The organism is Nonomuraea endophytica, from assembly GCF_014203235.1.
Taxonomy (GTDB): Bacteria; Actinomycetota; Actinomycetes; order Streptosporangiales; family Streptosporangiaceae; genus Nonomuraea; species Nonomuraea endophytica.
In genome coordinates, this window is record NZ_JACHIN010000004.1 from 647,449 (window position 1) to 671,225 (window position 23,777).

The following is a 23,777-nucleotide window of genomic DNA, read 5'->3' on the forward strand; positions in this document are numbered from 1 at the left end:
CCGAAAGATCACGAATGTGGGAGCCGGGTGGGTGCCCGCCGCGGCAAGCGGGCACCCGGCTCGGAGGGTCAGGCGTCGTCGTCGGACACCCGGGAGGCGCCGCCGCAGTCGGTGACCGAGGTGCTGAACAGGACGCCGGGGCCGCCACACGTGCTCACCGGAAGGGAGACCGGTTCGACGATCTCGTCGTTGAAGATGATCACGTCGCCCATGAGGCTCGGGGCCGTGTTCGCCTGGGCCGGTGAGGCCAGCAGCGCGCCGCCGAGCAGGCCGGCGGCCAGGGCGAGCCCGGTCGTCAGGCGGCGATCTGCTTGCGGGGCTGCTCGTCGGCTGCCGGTGACTGGGGGTCGGACTGGTGGGCGGGACGGTGTCCGTCCATGATGCGGTCGATCACGGCCAGCGCGACCGCCGAGAGGATGAAGGTCAAGTGAATGAGTGTTTTCCATAGGAGTTCTCTGTCGGTTATGGCGGGCTTGGCCGCGTTGATGAAGATCTGGAGGAGGTGGATGGAGGAGATTCCGATGATCGCCATGGCCAGCTTGACCTTGAGCACGTTGGCGTTCACGTGGGAGAGCCACTGGGGCTGGTCGGGGTGTCCCTCGATCCGCAGCCGCGAGACGAAGGTCTCGTAGCCACCCACGATCACCATGATCAGCAGGTTCGAGATCATCACCACGTCGACCAGGCCGAGCACGATCAGCATCACCGTGGTCTCGGCGGGCCTGCCGCCGAAGCCGAGGGTGATGAGGTGGAGCAGCTCGGCCATGAAGCGCCAGACGTAGACCACCTGGGCGGCGATGAGCCCGAGGTAGAGCGGGGCCTGGATCCAGCGGCTGAGGAACATGATGTAGCCGAGGCGCCTCAGCGCGCCGCGCGGCTGAGGCACTCGGGCTATGGATAGCAGTGGTTGCATCTCAGGAGGTCAGGACGTACAGATTCAGCCTGTCGACGATGGCCTGCACATTGAGGGTGGCCGGGTCGCTGCTGCCCATGAGGGCGGCGGCGACCGCGAGTGCCGCGGCCGTTCTTGCTACGAGGGCTCGGATGTCCAACGGAACTCCTTCGCGAAGGGGGGATACCGGAGGGACGGCGCGGCGTGGCCCGCCGCGCCGCCTGTCTGGTCAGGGCTGAAGGCAGTGGACCGCGGGCACTTCAGCCGGTACGCCCGGCGCCGCGGGGTCGACCAGCGCGGTCACGTCGACGGCCGACTCGGTGAGGCAGCCGAGGACCGCGGCGGGGTCGACCACGGCGTGGGCCGGTGCGGTGGCCAGGAACAGGCCACCTGCGGCGAGGGCGGAGAGGGCGAGGAGACGAGTCGTGCGGGGCATGAAACCTCCTGTTTCAGGCTGCGAACGATTACTGACAGTAGTGGATCAGTAACGATCAGCTCAAGAGGTTGGGGCGCCTGGTCAGGATCTTCGCACCATCAGGACAGCGTTTCGCCTGGTAACAGCTTCGGGGGCGGAGCCGTACGCGCACATGAAAAAGGGACCCCAGAAGGGGTCCCGGGAAACAGCCGATCCCCACCACAGGAGGGGGTTGTGGTGGGGATCGGAGCTCGGAGTGCGTTACTTGCCGATGTTCGCCTCGTGGCCGATCGACAGGCCGGAGGCGGAGTCGAAGAAGTGCAGGTTGTGCGTGTCGATGACCAGGTCGATGTTCTGGCCGGGACGCGCGTGGCTGCGGGCGTTCACGCGGGCGGTCCACAGGGACTTGTCACCCACGAGCGGCAGCGCGGCCTCGTCGTCGTCGCCGGTGTCCTGGGCGGCGACGGTGTCCTTGTGCTCGACGGGCGGGGCGTCGATCAGGAACAGGACGTTGATCTCGGAGCCGAGCTCCTCGGTGACCTCCGCCTTGACGTGCAGGGTGGCCCAGCCGTTGGCGTGGTTGCCGGCGGAGGCGGCGTCCTCGAAGTCGGAGGGCCGGATGCCGAGGATGATCTTCTTGCCGATGTACTGGTCGAGGCCGGGCTTGTCGGAGAAGGTCGTCTCGGGGATGGTGAGCTTGATGTCGGCGAAGGAGACGGCCGCGCCGCTACCGTCGCGGACGAGCTCCGCGGTCACGAAGTTCATGGACGGCGAGCCCATGAAGCCGGCGACGAACAGGTTGACCGGCTTGTCGAACAGGTTCTGCGGGGTGTCGACCTGCTGCAGGAGGCCGTCGCGCAGGACGCAGACGCGGTCGCCGAGGGTCATGGCCTCGACCTGGTCGTGGGTGACGTACACGGTGGTGACGCCGAGGCGCTCGTGCAGCGTGTTCAGCGAGGCGCGCATGGAGACACGGAGCTTGGCGTCCAGGTTGGACAGCGGCTCGTCCATGAGGAAGGCCTGCGGCTCACGCACGATGGCGCGGCCCATGGCGACACGCTGGCGCTGACCACCGGAGAGCGCGGCGGGCTTGCGCTTGAGGTAGGTGTCAAGGCCGAGCATCTTGGCGGCCTCGCCGACCCGCTTCTGGATCTCCGCCTTGGGCATCTTGCGGAGCTTCAGGCCGAAGGCGAGGTTCTCCTCGACCGTCATGTGCGGGTAGAGCGCGTAGTTCTGGAAGACCATCGCGATGTCGCGGTCCTTCGGCGGGAGGTGGTTGACCACCTTGTCGCCGATGGAGATCTCGCCGCCGCTGATGTCCTCGAGGCCGGCGATCATCCGGAGCGCGGTCGACTTGCCGCAACCGGATGGACCGACCAGGACCATGAACTCGCCATCCTTGATCTCAAGGTTGAGCCCGTTCACAGCCTTGACGCCACCGGCGTAAATCTTGTCGACGTTGTTTAGGACGATGGAAGCCATGCGCACTCCTGCGTGGATACGTTTTCATGCATCTCACCCGAAACGGACATCCATGTCAAGAGCCAGGGGCAACACTGGAAAGCGCGTCGAAACCATGATGGAATCGTTTCCATGAAGAGGGCGACCATCAAGGATGTGGCCGAGGCGGCGGGCGTCGGCGTCGCGACCGTATCCCGGGTGCTGTCCGGCGGCTCGGCCAGCCCGCAGACCCGCGAGCGGGTGCTGGCCGTGGCCGCGCAGCTCGACTACCGGCCCAGCGCCCTCGGCCGCAACCTGCGCCAGCAGCGCACCGGCGGCATGGGCCTGCTCCTGCCCGACCTGACCGACAGCTTCTACGGCCAGCTCGCCGAGGGCGTGCTCGCGTGCGCGCGTTCGGCCGGGGAGCCGGTCGTGATCGGTTCCACCGCCGACGATCCCGAGCAGGAGGCCGAGCTGATCGGCATGCTGCTGGAGCAGAGCGTCGACCGGCTGATCGCGGTGCCCTGCGGCGACGCCGACACCTGGCGTCCCGCGCTCAAGGCGGGCATGACCGTGGTGTTCGCCGACCGTCTGCCGCCCGAGCCCGACCCGGGCACACCTCAACCCGATCCGGCCGGGGCCGCACCGGAAAGTGAGCTGGAAGGCGCGCTGAGCGGGGTCAGCTCGGCGGCGCTGTCGGAGCTGATGATGCTCGACGGCGTCGGCGCGCTGCCCGGCGCCCGCCCGGCCGCGCCGCGTCCCGCCGTACGCCCGCTGGACGTGCCGGCCGTCCTCACCGACGACCGATCGGGCATCCGTACGGCGGTGCAGTACCTCAGAGGCCTGGGCCACCGCCGCATCGCCTACCTGGGCGGCCCCGGCCGCGAGCGCAGGGTGGAGGCGTTCCGCCAGGCCGTGGGCGGCGTGCCGGACGAGGAGCTGATCGTCTTCTCCGACGGCAGCCGCGACTCGGCCTACGCGGCGGCCTCCGGCCTCTTCCAGACCCGCCCCGACCTGACCGCGCTGGTGGCGGGCGGCAACATGCTGGGCGAGGCGGCGGTGCTGGCCGCGCGCGAGCTCGACCTGCGTGTGCCCCGCGACCTGTCGGTGGTCATGTACGACGACGTGCCGTGGGCCGAGTTGTGCTCCCCGCCGCTGACGGTGATCGCCCAGCCGGCCCGCGACATGGGCTACCGGGCCGCCGAGCTGGTGCTGCGCGCCGGCTCGCGCCGTCCGCGCAGCGTGCTGCTGCCGACCGAATTGGTCATCCGCGGTAGCTGCGGTCCCCGTCTGTAGGCGCGCTCAGAGGACGTCTTCGATCGCGCTCGTGAGCTCGGGCGAACCGGGCTCGGTGCCGGGGCGGAAGCGGCCCGCGACCGCGCCGTCGCGGGTGACGAGGAACTTCTCGAAGTTCCACTGGATGTCGCCGCCCGCGCCCTCGGCGTCGGCGGTCTTGGTCAGCTCGGTGTAGAGCGGGTGGCGGGTGTCGCCGTTGACGTCGGTCTTCTCCAGGAGCGGGAAGTCGACCCCGTAGGTCGCCGAGCAGAACTCCTGGATCTCCTCCGCCGAACCGGGCTCCTGGCCCATGAACTGGTTGCACGGCACGCCGACGACGGTGAAGCCGCGCGGGCCGTACTCCTGCTGGAGTTTGACCAGCCCGGAGTACTGCGGGGTCAGCCCGCAGCGGGAGGCCACGTTCACTATGAGTAGCGCCTTGTCGCCGGTGAGTTCGGCGAGTGTGGTGGGGACGTCCGCGAGGGTGCGGACGGGGATGTCACGAAGGCTCATGATCCCCACAGTACTCCTCCCCAAAACCGCTCAGACCAGGCAAAACCCCACCCCCGGCGGTACGGCGGCGCGCCGGGCCCCACCTGGCCATTCACGCCCCCGGGAGCCCCTTCTCCCAAGCCGGAACCGGATGTTCGAATGCCCCGGTCCAGGAAGCGGCCGGACCGGGCCAACCCGACCCCGCCAGAACACAAAGTCCTGTCCTCACCAGGCCCCAGGTCCCTGACCCGCGCCGACCCCGCGCACTAGAAAACGCCTAGGACATGTCGTGGAGCTTCCGGGCCACCCTTGACGGGCGGAACCAGATCCCGGGAAGCCGCGCGGACCCTCCTCATCCAAGCCACGGATCGGGGATCGGCAGGTACAAGGCGGTCACGCTGAGTAATCGTTCGCACACGGCCTGACAGCAAGGATCGATTTGGACAGCAAACGCGCTCTGCGCAGCACCCTCGTCACCCTGCTCTCGTTCGCGGGAGCTACCGGCGGGAGTGTTGCCGCCGCCTCGGCCGACACCGAGGTGGAGCACCGGGGTATCTGGCGTTCCAGTGTGGAGACACCGGACGTCAGGCGAGGGATCTGGAGCACCAAGGCCAGGCCCAAGACCACACCCGTGCGGCCCGAGGGCCGGAACAAGAGGATCGCGCTCGGCCTGGTGGTGCAGCGGGCCTGGTCGCTTCGCGAGTTCCGGTGCCTGGACAGCCTGTGGACCCGGGAGAGCAACTGGAACCACCGGGCGTACAACCGCTCGTCGGGCGCCTACGGAATCCCGCAGGCACTACCCGGCGGCAAGATGCGGGGAGCCGGGCATGACTGGCGCTACAACCCGGCCACTCAGATCCGCTGGGGCTTGAAGTACATCAAGGGCAGGTACGGCAGGCCGTGCGGCGCTTGGGGCCACTTCAGGTCGCACAACTGGTATTAGGACAGCCGCTCAGGGGAAGGGGCGGCTGCCCCGGAAAGGGCATCCGGCGCGCCGGGTGCCCTTTTCCTGTGTACGGCCATCGCCTGGATGAGCAGCTCCACGCCGAAGTCGAACTCCTCCTCCGGATCGCACGAGTCGAGCAGCGGCGCCAGCGACGCGACCGTGGGGAACAACGCGGCGTCCACCCGCTCGGCCCGCATCCTGGCCGGCAGCGGCGCGAACGACGGCGTCACCCCGACCTCGCGCAGCAGCGAGCCCACGATGAAGGCGATGAACATGCGCAGCACCTTCACCGCCTCGGGCCCGTCGAACCCGGCGCTGCGCAGCGTGGCCAGCGCCCGCTCCACCGGCAGCAGCCCGGCGTTGGAGTGGAGTTGCCTGCTGACGACGAGCATGGTCGAACGCGGGTAGTGGTGAGCGATCTGGCGGAAGGCGCGCGCCTGGATGCGGACCCGCTCGGTCCAGTCGGCGCCGGGGTCGTCGGTGAACTCGATCTCGCTGAGCACCGCCTCGGCCACCTCGGACAGCAGGGCGTCCTTGTTGGGCACGTGGTTGTAGAGCGACATCACGCCCACGCCCAGCTCGGCGGCGATCCTGCGCATGGATATCGCGTCGGCGCCCTCGCGCTCGATGAGGCCGATCGCCGCGGTGACGATGCGCTTCTTGGACAGCGGCTCGGAGGGCATGGCTCATTCTAGTTTCATTGACGGACCCCAATCCGCCATGCGAGCCTGCAGACATACGTACGGTGTACGTCCCCCTGGAGGCGGCATGTCGACGCACGATCTCTACACGATCCCCGCGGAGCTCTCCACCTGGAACGTGGAGATGGCCGGTTCGAGCAGATTCACTTGGGAGTACGACGACGGCCGCGACCGCATGCTCGCCCTCTACCAGAAGGGCAAGGACAAGCAGTGGGACTCCGCCAAACGCATCGACTGGGACCTCGAGGTCGACCCGTACAACGTGCTCGGCATCCCCGACCAGACCATCGCCATCTACGGCACGCCGCTCTGGGACCGGATGGACGAGAAGACGCGCCAGGACGTGCGGCTGCACAGCGCCGCCTGGCAGTTCTCCCAGTTCCTGCACGGTGAGCAGGGCGCCATGATCTGCTCGGCGAAGATCGTGGAGTCGGTGCCCGACCTCGACTCGAAGTTCTACGCCGCCACCCAGACCATGGACGAGGCCCGCCACGCGGAGACCTACGCCCGTTTCCTCCAGGAAAAGGTCGGCCTGGCCTACCCCATCAACGAGCACCTCAAGGCGCTGCTCGACAGCACGCTCGGGGACTCCCGCTGGGACATGCCCTACCTCGGCATGCAGGTGCTCATCGAGGGCCTGGCGCTGGCCGCGTTCGGCGTCATGCGCGACATCACCACCAAGCCGCTGCCCAAGCAGATCCTCGCGTACGTCATGCAGGACGAGGCCCGCCACGTCGCCTTCGGCCGGATGGCGCTGCGCGACTACTACCAGAACCTCACCGAGGCCGAGCGCAACGAGCGCGAGGACTTCGTCATCGAGGGCTGCTACCTCATGCGCGACCGGCTGCGCGGCAGGGAGACCTGGGAGACGATCGGCCTGTCGAAGGCGGACGTCGAGGAGGCCATGGTGGCGGTCGACCAGTCCGAGTACCTGAAGCTGTTCCGGTCGCTGCTGTTCAGCCGGATCGTGCCGTGCGTGAAGGACATCGGGCTGTGGAGCCCGCGCCTCCAGCAGGCGTACGCGGACATGGGCGTGCTGGACATGGCCGGGCAGTCCCTGGACACGCTCATGCGGCAGGACGAGGAGATCGCCGACAAGCTCGACGAGGCCCGCTTCGCCGAGGAGGAGGCGGAACGGCACGCCGAGGTCGCCGAGACCATCGCCCTGGGTGGCGAGCAGGACTGATATTTGACCGTTCGTTCTTGAATGGGCTAGGTTCTGGGCCATGGCAAGGACGAAGGAGTTCGACCCGGACGTCGCGCTGCAGCGGGCCATGGAGCTCTTCTGGCGCAAGGGCTACGAAGCCACCTCCATGGCCGACCTGGTCGAGCATCTGGGCGTGGCGCGGGCCAGCATCTACGCGACGTTCGGCGGCAAGCGTGAGCTCTACCTGCTGGCCTACGAGCGCTACCTGGAGAACGGGGTCGACTTCACCGGGCGGCTGGGCGGGGCCGGTCCGGCGCTGCCGGCCGTACGGGATCTCGTGCGGCAGTACGCCGAGGAGGCCGCGCACGACGCGCAGCGGCGCGGCTGCCTGGTGGTCAACACCGCGGTGGAGCTCGCCCCGCACGACACCGAGCTCGCCCGGCGCGTCCGCGTCAACTGGGACTTCGTCGAGGACACCCTGGCCGCCGCGCTCACCAGGGCGCGGGAACAGGGCGAGCTGGCCGAGGGCAAGGACCCGCGGGCCATCGCGCGCGTGCTTCTCGTCGTGCTCCAGGGCCTGCGGGTGATCGGCAAGGCCTCCGACGACGCTGCGCGCCTGCGTGACGCCGCCGAGCAGGCGCTGTCGCTGCTCGACTGATGCCCTTTTTCTGGACTGATCGTTCTTAATTATTGAGGAGTTGTGGCATGCGTTTCAGCGACAAGGTCGTCCTGGTCACGGGTGGCGGGAGCGGGACCGGGCGGGCCACCGCGCGGGCGTTCGCGCGGGAGGGCGCCGCCGTGATGGTGGCGGGGCGCAACGTCGGCGCGCTGAAGGAGACCGTCGAGCTCATCGCCGCCGACGGCGGCGAGGCCGCGTCCGTGGCCGCCGACGTGACGCGCGAGGACGACGTCGCCGCGATGGTGGCCGAGACCGTGCGCAGGTACGGCGGGCTGCACGTCGCCCACAACAACGCCGGCGTGCTCAGCGCGCTCGGCCCCGTCGCCGACCTCGACGCCGACACCTGGCGGCACGTCCTGGACGTCAACCTGACCGGCGTGTTCCTGTCGATGAAGCATGAGATCGCCCACATGCGCCTGCACGGCGGCGGCGCGATCGTCAACACCTCCTCCAACATCGGCGCGCACGGCCGCCGCCCCGGCTTCGCCGCCTACGGCACCTCCAAGGGCGCGGTGAGCGTGCTGACCAGGGCCGCGGCCATCGACCACGTCGGCGACGGCATCCGCGTCAACGCCGTCAGCCCCGGGGCCAACGAGGGTCCGATGTCGTCGTTGCCCGGCGAGAGTCACGAGGAGCGCGCCGCCCGCTTCGCGACGCTGATCCCGCTCGGCCGCATCGGCACGCTGGACGAGGTGAGCGCGGCGGTGCTCTGGCTGGCCTCGGACGAGGCCGGCTTCGCCGTGGGCCACGACCTGGTGATCGACGGCGGCGTCACCGCCTGACCTCCGGCGGGGCGTACAGGCTCCAAAAGCCCCGAGAAATTGTGCGGACAGCCCGAGAGAGTCGCCTGAACTGGGGCGGAAGTGGCGTCGGCGATTTTGTCGGAGTCGATCTCTAACTTCACCGCCATGACTGCCGTTCAGGCGTACTCCTACGCCGCACCCTCCTTCCTCGACGGCTCCCGGCTGGGCCTGTCCACCTCCGGCGGACGGGCGCTGTCCGGCCCGCTGCCCCGCCCGCGCTTCTTCAGCGGGCTGGTCACCGAGGCCGCCCCGGCCGCCGCCGGGCTGCTGGCCCTGTCGGACGTGGCGATGACCCGCTACCACCAGCCGCGGCCCGGCTGGACCCGCGACCCGGTGGTGACGTGCGACGGGCAGCGGCTGCGGATGGAGTCGTTCTCCGCGTGCGGCGGCGTCTACGCCCGGCTCGACCTGGCCGCGCTCGACGGCGACATCCTCGACCGCGGCACCACAAACGTCGACGTCAACGGCCCGCTGCGCGAGGCGCTGGCCCGCGTCGGCGGCAAGGACCCGCTCCACCTGGGCGTGGGCGCCGACGAGATGGCCGTCACCACGCTCGACGGCGCGGTCGTGGAGAAGAAGGTCCCGCTGCCGCCGCGCTGGCTGCGCGGTTTCGCGGAGGTGCAGGTCATCGCCGCCGGATTCGACCTGCGCGCGGAGCTGACCGGCCCGCACGCGGTGCGCTTCCTGCGTTCGCTGCCGCGCGCCGCCGGCGCCACCGTCTGGGTCTCCCCCGCCGGACGCGACCTGCGCGTCCACACCGACGCCCGGCCCGGCGCCGTCTGCCTGGCGGGCGCGGGCCGCGTCGCGACGCTCCTGCCGCTGCTGCGCTTCGCCAAGGCCCTTCGCGTGTACGGCCCGCCCGCCGGATCCGGCTCCACCGCGAGCGTGTGGGAGCTGGAGCTGCCCGGAATGCGCTACACCCTGGCCATCTCCCCCGCCCCTTCGCGCGGCTTCTCCGGCGAGGGCGCCGTCCTCGACCACCTCTCCACCGACGAGGCGGCGGGCGACGCCGACGTGCTGGCCCCGCTGCTCGCCTTCGAACCGGCCATCGAGGTCGGCGCGCTGGCCGACGCCTCCGGCCTGGCGCCGTCCCGGGTGAGGGCCGCGCTGACCCAGCTCGGCACGGCCGGCCGGGTCGGCTACGACCTTCACGAGAGCGCCCACTTCCACCGGGAACTCCCCTACGACCGCGACCAGGTCGCCGAGCTCAACCCCCGGCTGACCGCCGCCCGAGCGCTGGCGTCCTCAGGCGCGGTACTCATGACGGGCGACCGGGCCGAGGTCACCACGCCGGGCGGCGTCAGGATCGTCGGGCTGGCCGAGGGCTCGTGCACGTGCGAGTGGTGGTTCGACCACCGCGGTTCACGCGGCCCGTGCAAACACGTCCTCGCCGCCCGCATCGTCGCCCGCGTGGCCGTAGAGGCGAACGCGTGAACGGCCGGGCGTGGGAGGGCGTGCGCAAGGGGATCACCCGGGCCGACGCGGGTGAGGTCGCCGAGCGGGTGCTGGAGCTGGACGAGGCCGGACGGCGTGAGGTCGCCCGGGAGCTGCCCGGCCACATCGGGCCGGCCAGGACGGCGCAGCAGCGGCTGACCGAACGGCGGCGCGACTGGGACTGGCAGCTGACCCAGGCGTGGATCGAGCCCATGCGGGTGGCGGGAGCGGGCACGATCGGCGGGGCGGCGGCGGTCGCGAGCTGGCTGTTCCGGCGTGAGTTCGCCCGATGGTCACCGGCCTCCGACATGGAGCCGCTGCTGAAGGTCATCGCGGCCCGCCCGGCCGCCTGGCAGGCGGACCTGGCCGTACGGCTGGCGCTGCGGCTGCGCGGCTCGCGTGCCCAGGCCAGTGACGACAGCGCGGCCCTGGCGCTGGAGCTGCTGCGCAGGACCGGAACCGTGCCGCCCGACCACGAACCGCTGGTGGCCGCCTGGGTCGCCCTGCCGCCCCGGCTGCCGGACGATCCGCTGGCGGCGCATCTGCTGCCTCGGATGTTCGAGGCGGAGGGGGTGGGCCGGGCCCTGCGCGAGGACAGGATCGAGCCGCCGCGGTGGGAGTGGGAGCCGCAGCAGTCCTGGCTGCGCACGCTGCGTGACCTGGCCGCCTCCGGCGTGATCGACCGCGAGATGCTCGCCGACGGCTGCGTGCGCCGGTTCCTGCGCGGTGGCAACGCCGCCGACCTGCGCTTCTTCGTCCGCCTGCACGAGCTGCTCGACCCCGCGCCGAACCCCGCCCGCGCCCGCGACTACCTGCGCCTGCTGCCCGCCGCGCCGGGGCCGGTCGCCGAGGCGGCGCTCAAGCAGCTGCGTGGCTCGCTCGTCGGCGACGACGCCGGTGAGGCGGTGTCGGCGCTGCTGTTCCGGCCGGAGAGCAAGCTGGTGCGGGCCGGGCTGACCTGGCTGGACCGGCTGGCCCGCGACGGCGACGGCGACCTCGACCACCTGGCGCCCGCGCTGGCGTCGGCGTTCCTGTGCGAGTCCTACCCGATCCAGGAGCGGACGGTACGGCTGGCCGTACGGCATGCGGGGCGTTTCACGCCGGTCGGCGCCGAGGCGGTGCGCGAGGCGGCGACCGTGCTGCCGGCGGACCTGCTCGCCCGGCTGTCCGAGGCGTACGGCCACGTGGAGCCGGAGGCCGGCCTGGACGACGGTTTCCTGCCGGTCGCGCTGCCGGAGTTCAAGCCGCCGGTCCATGAGCCGGATCCGTTCGAGCAGTGGCTCGACAAGTTCGTCAGGGACGCGCCGGCGGCGGGCGGGCGACGGACCGGGCTGGCCGCCGTGCGCGGGGCGGTGATGGCGGCGCTCAACCGGCCCCGGAGCCGGCTCGACGCCGAGCGCACCTGGAGCAGCGTGGATCTGTGGGCCGAGGTGCTGATGCGGGAGGCGGCCCATCCGGGTGAGCGCGCGGAAGCGCCTCGGGAGCACCTGCCCAAGCCGCGCACGGTCGCGGCGCCGTACCGGATGATGCTGGAGCGGTGCGCCGAGATCCTGGCCGGGCTGCGGGACGGGACGCTGCCGCCGTACCTGCTGGCGTCGCCGACGACGGCGGCGGGGCAGGTCGAGGCGGGCGAGCTGGTCGCCCGGCTGGAGGGTTATGAGCGGGCCGGGGCGGTGGCGCTGCCCGCCGACCTGCAGCAGGCGTTGCTGAGGCTGCCGCGTGTGGTTCCGGCTGAGGTGGCGGAGCGGGCCGGGCGGCTCACGTCCGAGGCGGGGGCCACGCTGGTGCGCTGGCTGGCCGACCGGCCCGAGCCGCGGCTGCGGGTGGTGTGGCGCGGGCAGCGGCCGCAGGTCGTGGTGCACCTGGAGCGGACCGGGCTCGATCTGGTCGACGCGCTGCTCGGCCGGGTGGCCTCCACCCGGCTCGGCCAGTCGATGGAGGACTGGCACCGGGTGCTGCCGTCGGACCGGGAGGCGCTGGCCATGCACCTGCTGCCGCACGTGCACGCGGCCTGGGAGCGGCCGACGAACTTCGCCGACGTCGTGTCGGCCATGCTCCATCTGGAGGGGCCGGCCGGTGAGGCCGTCGGGGCGCTGCTGGCCGCGCTGCTCGGCGAGCGCGAGTGGTACATGCCGGCTGAGCGGGCCGAGCGGCTGCTGCTGGAGGCCGCCGCCACCGGCTGCCTGCCCGCCGAGCGGTGCGGCCACCATCTCGGCCTGACGCTGCGGGCGGGCCAGATCAAGTCGGCCGCGGTGCGCTCTTCCCTGGAGTCCTGTGCCAGGCAGGGCGCGCAACGCGAGGTCTGGGAGATCATGACCGGCCTGCTCACGTCCTACCTGCCGACCGGCGACGAGCGGGGCACCACCGCCCACACCCGGATCCTGGCCTTCGCCCTGGACGTGGCCCGCTGGGCCGGTGCTCACGGCGCTGTGGGGGTCGTCACCCAGCTCGCCGAGCGGCCCCGCTCCAGCGCTTTGGTCCGCGCGGCCCGCGTCCTGGACGACCACCTCACCGCGCGGAAGTCCCGCCAAGCCTCCTAAGGCGGACCAGCGGACCGTGGTCAGTCGGACAGGTAGGCGGCGCGGCCGACCACGTAGGTGGCCACGGCCACGGTGATGATCTGCGCGCAGCCCACGATGAGCAGCGGTCCGCCCGTGGCCGCCGTGGGCTCGCGCAGCCACATGCCGACCAGGACGAGCAGGATGCCCGGCACCTGGGGCTTGCTGCCGGCGTGCATGCGGGCCAGCGTGCCGGGGAAGCGGACCAGTCCGATCCCGGCCACGAAGGTCAGCGCCGCGCCTAGCAGCAGGCAGGTTCCGGCGAGGATGTCGGTCATCGCCCGCTCCTGGCGAAGAACCTGGCCAGGCAGACCGACCCGACGAAGCCCAGCAGCGACAGGACGAGCAGGATCGGCATCGCCGAGTACTCGCGGTAGACGGCGGCGGCGGCGCCGACGGCGCACATGGCCACGGCCGTCAGCACGTCGAAGGCGACCGCCCGGTCCAGCATCGAGGGGCCGCGGGCCAGCCGGTAGACGGTCATCGCCGCCGCGCTGCCGAGCAGGATCACCACCACGGCGTAGACCACGCTCATCGGAGTTCCTCCCTGTCGGCCCTGGTGCCGAAGACGGCGATCACCCGGCTTTCTAGCCGGGTGACCTCCTCCTGGACCGAGCTGGTGTCCGAGGTGCCGAGCACGTGCACGACCAGTTCCTTCCTTCCGGTGTAGGCCTCGACGACGAGGCTGCCGGGCAGCGACGACAGCGCCACGATGATCAGCGTGGTCATCGGCTCCGACGAGGTGCGCAGCGTCGCCGTGGCCAGGTGGACCGGCGGGGCGCAGGCCCCCGGCCGCAGCGCCCACCAGGCCACCCGCACGCTGGAGACGACCATGTCCAGCGCGTAGCGGGGCAGGAAGGCCAGCAGCGCCACGGGCCGCAGCCGGATGCCGGGGTCGAGCAGCGGAAGCGGCAGCATCCAGGAGATGACCGCCCCGGCCAGCAGCCCGCCCAGGACGTTGCCGACGCTGAGGTCGCCCCACAGCAGCACCCAGACGAGCGCCAGCCAGATCACCAGCGGCAGCGGGACGTGCCGCCCGAACACCCTCGGCGCGAACAGACGCGTCCTCATCGGCCGCTCCCCGACACCGCTTCCAGGTACGGCTGCCGCGCCATCAGCTCACCGGCGGTCCGCCCGGCCAGCGCCGACAGCGGCCCGGCCAGCACCGTGTACGACAGGGCGAGCACGACCAGCGCCGCCGTGGCGGCCACCATGGGCCAGGGCGGCATCACGGTGGTGCGGATCGCGCCCTCCTCCGACGACTCCTCGCTGTCCAGCACGGTCTCCTCCGCTCCGGCCGCGGCCGGCGGGCTGCGCCAGAACGCCTTGCCCCAGGTCTTGGCCACCGCGTACAAGGTCAGCAGGCTGGTCACGAGGCTGCCGGCGACCAGCGTGAGCGCCAGCGGCCCGCCGTCGGCCAGCCCCGCCTGAACCAGCAGAAGTTTCCCCAAAAATCCGGACATGGGAGGTATCCCAGAAAGGTTCATGGCCGGGATGAAGAAGAGCACCGCGATCAGCGGGGCCAGCCGCATCAGCCCGCCGAGCCGGTCCACGGACGTGGTGCCGGTGCGCCGCTCGATCAGCCCGGTCACCAGGAAGAGGCTGGTCTGGACGGTGATGTGGTGCACGACGTACATGACGGCGCCGGCCATGCCCGCGATCGACGACAACGCGACGCCGTACACCATGTAGCCGATGTGACTGACCAGGGTGAAGGAGAGCATGCGTTTGATGTCGGTCTGGGCGACGGCGCCCGCGACGCCGATCAGCATGGTCAGCAGCGCGGCCCACATGAGGATCGTGGACACGGGCCCGCCGGGGAACAGCAGGGCCTCCAGCCGGATGATCGAGTAGATGCCGACCTTGGTGAGCAGGCCGGCGAAGACGGCGGTGGCCGGGGCCGGGGCGGTGGGATAGGAGTCGGGCAGCCAGGCGGACATGGGGAAGACCGCCGCCTTGATCGCGAACACCAGCAGCAGCGTCAGCTCGACCAGCAGCTTGAGGTGCTGCGGCAACTCGGCGAAGCGCTCGGCGAGCTGGGCCATCGACAGCGTACCGGTGCTGGCGTAGGTGATCGCGAGCGCGATCAGGAAGAGCATGGACGAAGCCAGCCCCATGACCGTGTACGTGGCGCCGGCCCGGATGCGCGGCAGCGTCCCGCCGAAGGTGAGCAGCACGTACGAGCCGCCCAGCAGCATCTCGAAGGCCACGAACAGGTTGAACAGGTCACCCGACAGAAAGGCGTCGGCCACCCCGGCGACCATGATCAGGTAGGCGGGGTGGAAGATCGCCATCGGCGCCAGGTGCTCCTGGTCGGCGTAGGCGTTGGCCAGCGAGTAGAGCATGACGCAGAACGTCACCGCCGACGACACCACCAGCATGAGCGTGGACAGCCGATCGGCGACCAGGCAGATGCCGGTCGGCGCCGGCCAGCCCCCGATGCACGCGACGAGCGGGCCGCCGCGGTCGGCCGCCGCGAGCAGGATCAGCGAGATCACGACCATGGCGCCCAGCGTCGCCAGGCTGATCAGCGCGTGCAGCCTGCGCAGCCGCCCGCCGATGGCCAGCTTCAGCGCCGCGGCCAGCAGGGGCAGCAGCACCGGCGCCGGGATCAGCGCCTGCATGTCAGTCCTCCCCCTCCAGCTCGGGATCCTGGGCGAGCGCCTGCCTGCGCAGGTCCTCGCGGATCGCCGCGCGCAGCTTCCTTCGCGCCTCGCGCTGCCTGGTACGCAGCTTGCGCCGCAGTTCCGCCTCGGCGGCGTCCTGCTCGCGCTGACGGCGGGCGAAGTCGTCGCGCAGTTCGCGCACCCGGTCGTCCTTGCCTCGGGCCTGGGCCTCCTCCTGCCGCCTGGCCTCCTCGAAGCGGCGCAGCAGTTCCTCGGCGGGCAGCCCGTCGTTCTTGTGCGCCTCCATCCAGCGGCCGAGGTCGACGTTGATCTCCAGGATCCGGGACTCCAGCTCGGCGGCCGCGCGGCGCTCGCGCTCGATCCGCTCGGCGTCCAGGCGGGCCAGTTCGGCGCGCTGGTCGGCGACGAGCCGTTCGTAGGACCTCTCCCGGTCGCGCAGTCCGCGGCTCAGCTCGCCCGCGGTGGCCCTGATGCGCACCCGGCGGTCCTCGGTGTCGTCCTGCACGGCGTCGTCGCCGGTCAGCTGCCAGGAGCGGTGCGCCATGGCCAGCAGGAACGCGGTCACGCCCAGCGTGATCACGATCGAGGTCAGGACCATCGCCTGCGGCAGCGGGTCGGCCATCCCCTCGGTGCCGGCGAACGGCGGGCGGCCCGCCGGCCCGCCCGCGGTGACGATCAGCAGGTTGACGCCGTTCGACAGGACGATGACGCCGACCAGGATCCTGACCAGGCTCCGCTCCAGCAGCAACGTGACGCCCGCGGCGATGAGCACGGCGGACAGCGCGAACGGCACCAGCGGCAGGCTCACGGACCCTCCATCTGCCGGTCGAGCTCGGCCCCCAGGCTCCGCAGGACGTCGCCGACCATGCCGACCACGGACAGGTAGATGCCGAAGTCGAACAGCAGCACCGTCGACAGGTGCAGGGTCCCGACCAGCGGGAGCGTCACGTCGGCCGCGAGCATGCGCAGCGCGTCGCCGCCCGCGCCCCACCCGATCAGCGCGCAGCACACCGAGAGTGTCAGCCCCACGCCGATCAGCACGCCGGCGTTGACCGGCAGCGCCCTGGCCAGCTCGTAGCGGCCGCCCGCCAGGTAGCGCACCGCCACCGCGAGCCCGGCCACGATGCCGCCGGCGAACCCGCCGCCCACCCGGCCGTGCCCGGTGAGCAGCAGGAACACCGACAGCAGCAACATCGTGTGGAAGGTCAGCCTGGCCACGATCTCGAAGATGACCGAGCGCTGGCCGGCCGGCAGCGTGGCCGACAACCAGTGCGTGCGCCCGTCCAGGAGCGGCGCCGCGTCCTCACGTTCGAGGCTGAAGGTACGGCGGCGCAGGAAGACCAGGCTCGTCACGCCGAGCGTCAGCACGATGATCACCGAGCTCTCGCCCAGCGTGTCCCAGGCGCGGATGTCCACCAGGAGCGCGCTGACGATGTTGGTCGCCCCCGCCCGCTCGGCCGCCGCGGCCAGCTGCGTGCCCACCGGTACGGCGGTGCGCTCGTGCAGCGCCACCATCCCGGCCCCCGCGGCCACCACCCCGGTGACCAGGCCCAGTCCGAGCCGCAGCCCGAACGGCACCCGGGCCGAGTCGCGCTCAGGGCTGACCGGCAGCCGCCTGAGCACCAGCGCGAACATCACCAGGCTGAGCGTCTCGGCGAGGAACTGGGTGAGCGCCAGGTCGGGCGAGCCGTGGACCAGGAACAGCAGGGCGGCGCCGTAGCCGGTGACGCCGGCCATCAGCGCGAGCAGGATGTGGCCGCGCACGAACAGCAGGGCGACGGCTCCGGCCACCAGGACCGCGCCGATGACCGGCTGCTCTGGCCTGGCCCAGGCGGTGACGTCCAGGTCGAGGACGGGGGCGCCGCCGTACAGGAAGGAGAAGCAGCCGGTGGCGGCCATGACGGCCAGGGCAAGCGTGAGGTAGGCGGGCAGGGAGCCGCGCTGGAGGAGGCCGGTGAGGATGGTGGCGTTGCGGTCCACGCCGCGCATGAACGCCCAGTAAAGCTGGGCGGCGTCGAGCACGTGGAGGGAGGCGCCGAGCCTGGCGACGGGTTCCCTGATCAGGAAGAGGGCGATGCCACCTGCCAGGGCGACGGCGGACAGGGCGAGCGGGGTCAGGGCGCCTGACCACAGAGCCAGGTGGACCTCGGGGCCGTGGTCGGGGTAGGTGGCGGTGTAGGGGGTCATGGCGGCGCCGTACCAACTGGCGGTGAAGGCGGTGGCGAGGCCGAGGACGGACAGCAGCGCGGGCGGGGTGAACATCGGCGCCGGGGTGGGCCGGACCGGTGTGGGCGGCAGGCCGGGCTTGGCGGCGAAGGCGCCCCAGAGGAAGCGGGCGGTGTAGGCGACGGTCAGCAGCGAGCCGAGCACGACACCGGCCAGCACCAGCGGGTCGTGCAGCAGGGACTCGAAGGCGGCTTCCTTTCCGGCGAAACCCAGCAGCGGCGGCAGGCCCGCCATCGACGCGGCGGCCAGGACGGAGGCGGCGCACACCCACGGCATCGTGGTGCGCAGCCCGCTCAGCACGGTCAGGTCGCGGGTGCCGGTGGCGTGGTCGACGATGCCGACGACCAGGAACAGCGCCGCCTTGAACAGGGCGTGGGCCAGCAGCATGGCCACGCCGGCGAGCGCCGCGGCGCCCGTGCCCGCGCCGAACAGCACGGTGAGGAAGCCGAGCTGGCTCACGGTGCCGTAGGCGAGCAGGCGTTTCAGGTCGGTCTCGCGCAGCGCCCGCCAGCCGGCCATCAGCATGGTCGCCAGCCCGAGCGGCACCGCGACCAGCCGCCACACCGCAACGTCCCCGAACGCCGGCCCGAGGCGCGCCAGCAGGTAGATGCCCGCCTTCACCATCGCGGCCGCGTGCAGGTACGCCGAGACCGGGGTCGGGGCGGCCATCGCGCCGGGCAGCCACAGGCTGAACGGGAAGATCGCCGACTTGGCCAGCGCGCCCGCCAGCACCAGAACCAGCGCCGTCACCACCATGCCGCCCTGGGGCGGGTCGGCCACGATCCGCGAGATCCGGTAGGTGCCTGCCGCCTGGCCGATGATGACCAGCCCGGCCAGCATCGCCAGCCCGCCGAGCGTGGTCACGGTGAGCGCCTGCATGGCGGCGACCCGGCTGGCCCGGCTCTCGGGGTCGTAGCCGATCAGCAGGTAGGAGAAGACGGTGGTCAGTTCCCAGAAGACGTACAGCAGGAGCAGGTCGTCGGCGACCACCAGCCCGAGCATGGCCCCCGCGAACGCCACCAGGACGCCGGCGAAGCGCCCGAGCCCCTGGGCGTCAGGCCCGAAGTAGCGCGAGCAGTACCACAGGACCAGCGCCCCGATCCCGGTCACCAGCGTCACCATGAGCGCCGACAGCTCGTCGACCCGGAAGGCCAGCTCCAGCCCGAGCTGCGGCGCCCACGCGCGCGTGTGCTCGTACGGCACCCGCCCCGCCGTGAACACCAGAGCCAGCGCCGGGACCGCCGCCAGCACTGTGAAGGCACCCCTGCCCATCACCCGCACGAGCGCCGGCGCGCACATCGCCGCCACGGCGTGCAGGATCAGCAGCGGCTCCATGCGCTCCTCACGGGCTACGGCGGTCCGGCGGGATCGTGGGCCGGTCGCGTCCCACTGTGCCCCGCATGATCATGCCCGTCCGCCGCGCGACGCGCCGCCTTGACCGATTCCCTGCCTAATCGGGGCGGCGGAGACAGTGCCGGTGCCCGTCGTACGGATACGGCGGCTCGGCCGGGAGGATCTCCTCGAACAGGTAGCCCGTCTTCTCCGCCACCCTGCACGAGGCGACGTTGTCGATCTGGTGGAGCAGCTCCAGCGTCACCAGCACGGGATAGGTGGAGAACGCCCAGGCGGTCAGCGACCGCACGGCCCGCGGCGCCACTCCCCTGCCGCGGGCGGGCGCCGCCGTCCAGTAGCCGACCTCGGCGGTGTCACCCAGCGGGTCGGTGCGCTTCATGACCACATTGCCCAGAAGCGCGTCCTTCCCCTCCTCCCGTACGGCGAAGCTCATCCGCTCCCCGCTCTCCCAGCCTTGGTGCTGAAGGTCCAGCCAGCGCCGCCCGTCGTCGTCGGTCACGATGGGGTGAAGCGTCCACTTGCGCAGCTCGGGATCCCGGTACGCGCTCACCAGCGCGGCCAGGTCGTCGTCTTGCCAGGGACGGAGGAAAAGGACGGGGGACGCTTCGGCGTTCACGATGACGGTCACGCGCGACATTGGATCACGCACGCATCAGCTACTACCATTTAGGGCCCGACCGAAACAAACCCCGGCCAAAAATGGGTTGATCGGTCGGGTTAGCATTGATTGAGTGCCTCCCGATACCACAACCTCCCGCCGTCCCCTGCTGTCTACCAACTCCCTGTGGCGGATGAAGGGCTACCTCCGCCCTTACATCGGCAAACTCGTCTTCATCTGGCTGGTCGCCCTCCTCGGCATCGGGGCCAGCATCGCGCTCCCCCTCATCGGCAAAGAGGTCATCGACGGGCCCGTGGCCCACGGTGACCAGGGGGCGCTGCTTCCTCTCGGGCTTCTGGCGCTCGGTGTCGGCGTCCTCGAAGCACTCCTCACCTTCCTCCGCCGCTGGGCCCAGGTCGGGCCGGTCCTCGGGCTGGAGACCCGCATCAGGGACGACCTCTACCGGCACCTGCAGCGGCTGCCGATGGCCTTCCACAACGAATGGCAGTCCGGCCAGCTGTTGTCACGTGCCACGACGGACCTGTCGGCGATCCGCCGCTTCCTCGGCTTCGGGATGCTCTTCCTCGTCATGAACATCCTGCAGCTGACGACCGTCACCATCGTGCTGCTCAACATGTACTGGCCGCTCGGGCTGCTGGTCGCCGGGTCGGCGGTGCCGATCGTGGTGGTGTCGCTGCGGTTCGAGAAGCGCTACATCCTCATCTCCCGCCGGGTCCAGGACGAGCAGGGCGACCTCGCCACGCTGGTCGAGGAGTCGGCCATCGGCATCCGGACGATCAAGGCGTTCGGGCGCCGGCACCACGTCTTCGACTCCTTCGACGACTCCGCGCTCAAGGTGTACGGGACCTCCATGGAGAAGGTGCGCCACTCCGCGCGCTTCTTCACCTTCCTCGAGGTCATCCCCAACTTCACGCTCGCGCTCGTCCTGCTGCTGGGCGCGCTCGCCGTGGGCGGCGGCGACCTTTCGCTGGGCACGCTGGTCGCCTTCACCACGCTGATGCTGCAGCTCGTCTGGCCGATCGCCAGCCTCGGCTACATCCTGGCCATGTCCCAGGAGGCCATGACCGCCGCCGACCGCGTCATGGAGGTCATGGACACCGTCCCGGAGATCCAGGACGGCGCCGACACGGCCCGCGAACCACGCGGCCACCTGCGCTTCGAAGGCGTCGAGTACCGCTTCCCCGGCGCCGAGAGCCCCGTGCTCGACGATCTCTGGCTGGAGGTACGGCCCGGCGAGACCGTGGCCGTCGTCGGCGCGACCGGCTCCGGCAAGACGACGCTGACCTCGCTGGTCCCCCGCCTGCTCGACCCCACCGGCGGCCGGGTCACGATCGACGGGCACGACGTGCGCGAGCTGGAGCTGGGCTCGCTGCGGCAGATCGTGGCGACCGCGTTCGAGGAGCCGACGCTGTTCTCGATGAGCGTCAGGGAGAACCTCACGCTCGGCCACCTCGACTCCTCCGAGGAGGAACTGGACGCGGCGATCCGCACCGCGCAGGCGCAGTTCGTCTACGACTTGCCCTGGGGGCTCGACACCCGGATCGGCGAGCAGGGCATGTCGCTGTCGGGCGGGCAGCGGCAGCGGCTGGCGCTGGCGCGGGCCGTACTGAGCAAGCCGAGGATCCTCGTCCTGGACGACACGCTCTCGGCGCTGGACGTCGAGACCGAGGCGCTCGTGGAGGAGGCGCTGCGGCGGGTGCTGCGCGACGCGACCGGCATCGTCGTGGCGCACCGCGCCTCGACGGTGCTGCTGGCCGACAAGGTGGCGCTGCTGCGCGGCGGCACGATCACGCACGTCGGCACCCACCACGAGCTGCTGGAGGCGGTGCCCGAGTACCGGGAACTGCTGGCCCAGGACGCCGACCTCGACCCCTCGGAAGGAGCGCTGCGATGACCACCCCGACCAAGGCCTGGCGCGGCGTGGCCTCCGAGGAGCAGGACGAGCTCGACGAGAAGGTCTCGGTGTTGCTGCGGGAGCGCTCCCGCAAGCTCCTCGGTGACCTGCTGAAACCGCACAAGAAGCAGATCGCGGTGCTGACCGCGATCATCATCGTCTCCAACATGGCCGGCCTGGCGATCCCGTACCTGGTGAAGGTGGGCATCGACGAGGGCATCCCGCCGATGCTCAAGGGCACCGGCACCGGCACGCTGCTGACCGTGGTCGGCGTGATCCTGGCCGCCGCGGCGACCCAGGCGCTCACCCGGCAGGCGTTCCTGAAGCTGTCGGGGCGCATCGGCCAGGACATCCTGCTGGAGCTGCGCCGGCGCGTGTTCGACCACTTCCAGCGGCTGTCGCTGTCCTTCCACGAGAAGTACACGTCGGGCCGGGTCATCTCCCGGCTGACCTCCGACATCGAGGCGATCGCCGAGCTGCTGCAGTCGGGCTTCGACGGCCTGGTCACGGCCGTGCTGACGATGTTCGGCACGGCGGCGCTGCTGATCGTCCTGGACCTGCACCTCGGCCTGCTCGCGCTGATCCCGCTGCCGCTGCTGCTGCTGTTCACCCGGTGGTTCCGCAGGCAGTCGGCGATCGTCTACCGGCGCACCCGCGAGACGGTCGCACTCGTCATCGTGCACTTCGTCGAGTCGATGACCGGCATCCGCGCGGTCCAGGCCTTCCGCCGCGAGCACCGCAACCAGGAGATCTTCAAGCAGCTCAACGCCGACTACCGCGACGCCAACGCGCGCAGCATGCAGCTGCTCGCGATCTTCATGCCGGGCATCAAGCTCATCGGCAACGTGACCGTCGCCGGCGTGCTGGTGTACGGCGGCTGGCTGGCCCTGCACCAGGAGGTCACGGTCGGCGTGCTGGCGGCGTTCCTGCTCTACCTGCGCCAGTTCTACGAGCCGATGCAGGAGATCAGCCAGTTCTACAACACGCTGCAGTCGGCGGGCGCGGCGCTGGAGAAGCTGTCCGGCGTGCTGGAGGAGCGGCCGGCGGTGCCCGAGCCGCGCAAGCCCACCCCGCTGGAGAGCGCCAGGGGCAAGGTGCGCTTCGAGGACGTGCGCTTCGCCTACACCGAGGAGATGCCGATCCTGCCGAAGCTGGACCTGACGATCCCGGCCGGGCAGAGCGTGGCGCTGGTCGGGGCGACGGGCGCGGGCAAGACGACGCTGGCCAAGCTGATCTCCCGCTTCTACGACCCGGCCGAGGGGCGCGTGCTCCTCGACGGGGTCGACCTGACCGTGCTCGACGAGCCGACGCTGCGCCGCGCGGTCGTCATGGTGACCCAGGAGAACTTCCTGTTCTCCGGCACCGTCGCCGACAACATCCGCTTCGGCCGGCCGGACGCCACCGACCGCGAGGTGCGCGAGGCGGCCAAGGCGATCGGGGCGCACGAGTTCATCAGCGCGCTGCCCGACGGCTACGACACCGAGGTGGGCAAGCGCGGCGGGCGCATGTCCGCCGGTCAGCGGCAACTGGTCGCGTTCGCGCGGGCGTTCCTGGCCGACCCGGCGGTGCTCATCCTGGACGAGGCGACCTCGTCGCTGGACGTGCCGAGCGAGCGGCTGGTCCAGCGGGCGTTGCGCACGATCCTGGCCGACCGCACGGCGCTGATCATCGCTCACCGGCTGTCGACCGTGGAGATCGCCGACCGGGTGCTGGTGATGGAGCGCGGTGAGATCGTCGAGGACGGGCATCCCGACGAGCTCATCGCCGCCTCCGGCCGCTTCGCCAGCCTGCACAGGGCGTGGATCGAGAGCCTCAGCTGAGCGTTTCCCGGAGGGGCACGAGGCCCCTCCGGGATTCCCCGTCGCGGCGGGGCCCGTGGTCGTTCCCCTTCGCGGCGGGGCCCGAGGTCATTCCCCACCACGACGGGGCCGAGGTCTTCGCCGGGACTCAGAGCAGGCGTGGTCGTACCGGGCTGAGCAGGGCCGTCTCGTCGGTGGGCGGCGGCTGCGCGGCCAGTCGCGCCTCCGGGTGGCGGGCCAGATAGCCCTCGGGGAAGGTCGTGGTCTGCTGCCCGCCGCACTGGGGGCAGACCGCGGCGCTCGACGGCGGCGGGACGAGCACGCCCGAGCGGACCCACACCTCTCTTTCGTTACCATGGCGGTCGTCGACCGATCGCACGAGGTAGTCCTCTTCCCAGACATGCCAGCATCCCCGGCACTCGAACGGCACGCTTCTGCGCTGTTCTTCCATGAGGTCACCCCCTCTCTTCGAGTGTC

The 23,777-nt window shown here is 71.1% G+C and carries 24 protein-coding genes; 9 read left to right on the forward strand and 15 right to left on the reverse strand.

Annotation, left to right across the window (positions count from 1 at the left end):
- Positions 1-68: 68 nt before the first annotated feature.
- From HNR40_RS56370 to HNR40_RS18550, 5 genes are all read right to left on the reverse strand, one after another.
- Complete coding sequence (locus tag HNR40_RS56370) at positions 69-203, reverse strand: hypothetical protein (RefSeq protein WP_281395377.1); 135 nt, start codon at positions 201-203, stop codon at positions 69-71.
- Positions 204-295: 92 nt separating this feature from the next.
- Complete coding sequence (locus tag HNR40_RS18535; protein WP_312896410.1) at positions 296-886, reverse strand: TIGR00645 family protein; 591 nt, start codon at positions 884-886, stop codon at positions 296-298.
- A 28-nt stretch (positions 887-914) separates the two neighbouring features.
- Positions 915-1,052 carry a hypothetical protein gene (locus HNR40_RS18540; RefSeq protein ID WP_184962790.1) on the reverse strand — a complete coding sequence of 46 codons (138 nt, stop codon included), beginning with the start codon at positions 1,050-1,052 and terminating at the stop codon, positions 915-917.
- Between the two features lie 69 nt (positions 1,053-1,121).
- A complete protein-coding gene (locus tag HNR40_RS18545) occupies positions 1,122-1,328 on the reverse strand; it encodes a hypothetical protein (protein WP_184962792.1) in 207 nt (68 codons plus the stop codon).
- 240 nt (positions 1,329-1,568) lie between these two features.
- The gene (locus tag HNR40_RS18550; RefSeq protein WP_184962794.1) at positions 1,569-2,789 is read right to left on the reverse strand and encodes an ABC transporter ATP-binding protein; all 1,221 of its coding nucleotides are present in this window, start codon (positions 2,787-2,789) and stop codon (positions 1,569-1,571) included.
- Positions 2,790-2,900: 111 nt separating this feature from the next.
- On the opposite strand from HNR40_RS18550, the gene HNR40_RS18555 reads away from it, so the two are divergent.
- Complete coding sequence (locus HNR40_RS18555; RefSeq protein ID WP_184962796.1) at positions 2,901-4,043, forward strand: LacI family DNA-binding transcriptional regulator; 1,143 nt, start codon at positions 2,901-2,903, stop codon at positions 4,041-4,043.
- A gap of 6 nt (positions 4,044-4,049) precedes the next feature.
- On the opposite strand, the gene HNR40_RS18560 is transcribed toward HNR40_RS18555, so the two are convergent.
- Positions 4,050-4,535: a glutathione peroxidase gene (locus HNR40_RS18560; RefSeq protein ID WP_184962798.1), complete on the reverse strand. Its 486-nt coding sequence runs from the start codon at positions 4,533-4,535 to the stop codon at positions 4,050-4,052.
- Between the two features lie 418 nt (positions 4,536-4,953).
- Between HNR40_RS18560 and HNR40_RS18565 the strand changes: the two genes are divergently transcribed.
- Complete coding sequence (locus tag HNR40_RS18565) at positions 4,954-5,457, forward strand: aggregation-promoting factor C-terminal-like domain-containing protein (protein ID WP_246509175.1); 504 nt, start codon at positions 4,954-4,956, stop codon at positions 5,455-5,457.
- Here HNR40_RS18565 and HNR40_RS18570 read toward each other — a convergent pair.
- A complete protein-coding gene (locus HNR40_RS18570; RefSeq protein WP_184962800.1) occupies positions 5,454-6,143 on the reverse strand; it encodes a TetR/AcrR family transcriptional regulator in 690 nt (229 codons plus the stop codon). The genes HNR40_RS18565 and HNR40_RS18570 overlap by 4 nt on opposite strands.
- 85 nt (positions 6,144-6,228) lie before the next feature.
- Between HNR40_RS18570 and HNR40_RS18575 the strand changes: the two genes are divergently transcribed.
- From HNR40_RS18575 to HNR40_RS18595, 5 genes are all read left to right on the forward strand, one after another.
- Positions 6,229-7,347 carry a ferritin-like domain-containing protein gene (locus HNR40_RS18575; RefSeq protein WP_184962802.1) on the forward strand — a complete coding sequence of 373 codons (1,119 nt, stop codon included), beginning with the start codon at positions 6,229-6,231 and terminating at the stop codon, positions 7,345-7,347.
- A gap of 40 nt (positions 7,348-7,387) precedes the next feature.
- On the forward strand, positions 7,388-7,966 hold the full coding sequence (locus HNR40_RS18580) for a TetR/AcrR family transcriptional regulator (protein ID WP_184962804.1): 579 nt from the start codon (positions 7,388-7,390) through the stop codon (positions 7,964-7,966).
- Between the two features lie 47 nt (positions 7,967-8,013).
- Positions 8,014-8,769: an SDR family NAD(P)-dependent oxidoreductase gene (locus HNR40_RS18585; RefSeq protein ID WP_184962806.1), complete on the forward strand. Its 756-nt coding sequence runs from the start codon at positions 8,014-8,016 to the stop codon at positions 8,767-8,769.
- 126 nt (positions 8,770-8,895) lie between these two features.
- Positions 8,896-10,224, forward strand: a complete 1,329-nt coding sequence (locus HNR40_RS18590) for an SWIM zinc finger family protein (RefSeq protein ID WP_184962808.1) — start codon at positions 8,896-8,898, stop codon at positions 10,222-10,224.
- The gene (locus HNR40_RS18595) at positions 10,221-12,764 is read left to right on the forward strand and encodes a hypothetical protein (RefSeq protein ID WP_184962810.1); all 2,544 of its coding nucleotides are present in this window, start codon (positions 10,221-10,223) and stop codon (positions 12,762-12,764) included. The genes HNR40_RS18590 and HNR40_RS18595 overlap by 4 nt, the downstream gene beginning before the upstream one ends.
- 20 nt (positions 12,765-12,784) lie before the next feature.
- On the opposite strand, the gene HNR40_RS18600 is transcribed toward HNR40_RS18595, so the two are convergent.
- From HNR40_RS18600 to HNR40_RS18630, 7 genes are all read right to left on the reverse strand, one after another.
- Positions 12,785-13,060: a cation:proton antiporter gene (locus HNR40_RS18600; protein ID WP_184962812.1), complete on the reverse strand. Its 276-nt coding sequence runs from the start codon at positions 13,058-13,060 to the stop codon at positions 12,785-12,787.
- On the reverse strand, positions 13,057-13,317 hold the full coding sequence (locus tag HNR40_RS18605) for an MrpF/PhaF family protein (protein WP_184962815.1): 261 nt from the start codon (positions 13,315-13,317) through the stop codon (positions 13,057-13,059). Before HNR40_RS18605 ends, HNR40_RS18600 begins: the two co-directional genes overlap by 4 nt.
- Entirely contained in the window at positions 13,314-13,853 is a 540-nt protein-coding gene (locus HNR40_RS18610) for a Na+/H+ antiporter subunit E (RefSeq protein WP_184962816.1), read from the reverse strand. Before HNR40_RS18610 ends, HNR40_RS18605 begins: the two co-directional genes overlap by 4 nt.
- Positions 13,850-15,406, reverse strand: a complete 1,557-nt coding sequence (locus tag HNR40_RS18615) for a Na+/H+ antiporter subunit D (RefSeq protein WP_184962818.1) — start codon at positions 15,404-15,406, stop codon at positions 13,850-13,852. Before HNR40_RS18615 ends, HNR40_RS18610 begins: the two co-directional genes overlap by 4 nt.
- Before the next feature lies 1 nt (position 15,407).
- Positions 15,408-16,217 carry a Na(+)/H(+) antiporter subunit C gene (locus tag HNR40_RS18620; RefSeq protein WP_184962820.1) on the reverse strand — a complete coding sequence of 270 codons (810 nt, stop codon included), beginning with the start codon at positions 16,215-16,217 and terminating at the stop codon, positions 15,408-15,410.
- Positions 16,214-18,970 carry a Na+/H+ antiporter subunit A gene (locus tag HNR40_RS18625; protein WP_184962823.1) on the reverse strand — a complete coding sequence of 919 codons (2,757 nt, stop codon included), beginning with the start codon at positions 18,968-18,970 and terminating at the stop codon, positions 16,214-16,216. Before HNR40_RS18625 ends, HNR40_RS18620 begins: the two co-directional genes overlap by 4 nt.
- 115 nt (positions 18,971-19,085) lie before the next feature.
- Positions 19,086-19,616: a GNAT family N-acetyltransferase gene (locus HNR40_RS18630; protein ID WP_221340510.1), complete on the reverse strand. Its 531-nt coding sequence runs from the start codon at positions 19,614-19,616 to the stop codon at positions 19,086-19,088.
- 163 nt (positions 19,617-19,779) lie between these two features.
- Between HNR40_RS18630 and HNR40_RS18635 the strand changes: the two genes are divergently transcribed.
- Entirely contained in the window at positions 19,780-21,501 is a 1,722-nt protein-coding gene (locus HNR40_RS18635) for an ABC transporter ATP-binding protein (RefSeq protein ID WP_184962825.1), read from the forward strand.
- On the forward strand, positions 21,498-23,321 hold the full coding sequence (locus HNR40_RS18640; protein ID WP_184962827.1) for an ABC transporter ATP-binding protein: 1,824 nt from the start codon (positions 21,498-21,500) through the stop codon (positions 23,319-23,321). The genes HNR40_RS18635 and HNR40_RS18640 overlap by 4 nt, the downstream gene beginning before the upstream one ends.
- A 127-nt stretch (positions 23,322-23,448) precedes the next feature.
- Here the strand turns inward: HNR40_RS18640 and HNR40_RS18645 are convergent, their stop codons facing one another.
- The gene (locus HNR40_RS18645; RefSeq protein WP_184962829.1) at positions 23,449-23,751 is read right to left on the reverse strand and encodes a hypothetical protein; all 303 of its coding nucleotides are present in this window, start codon (positions 23,749-23,751) and stop codon (positions 23,449-23,451) included.
- Between the last annotated feature and the right edge of the window lie 26 nt (positions 23,752-23,777).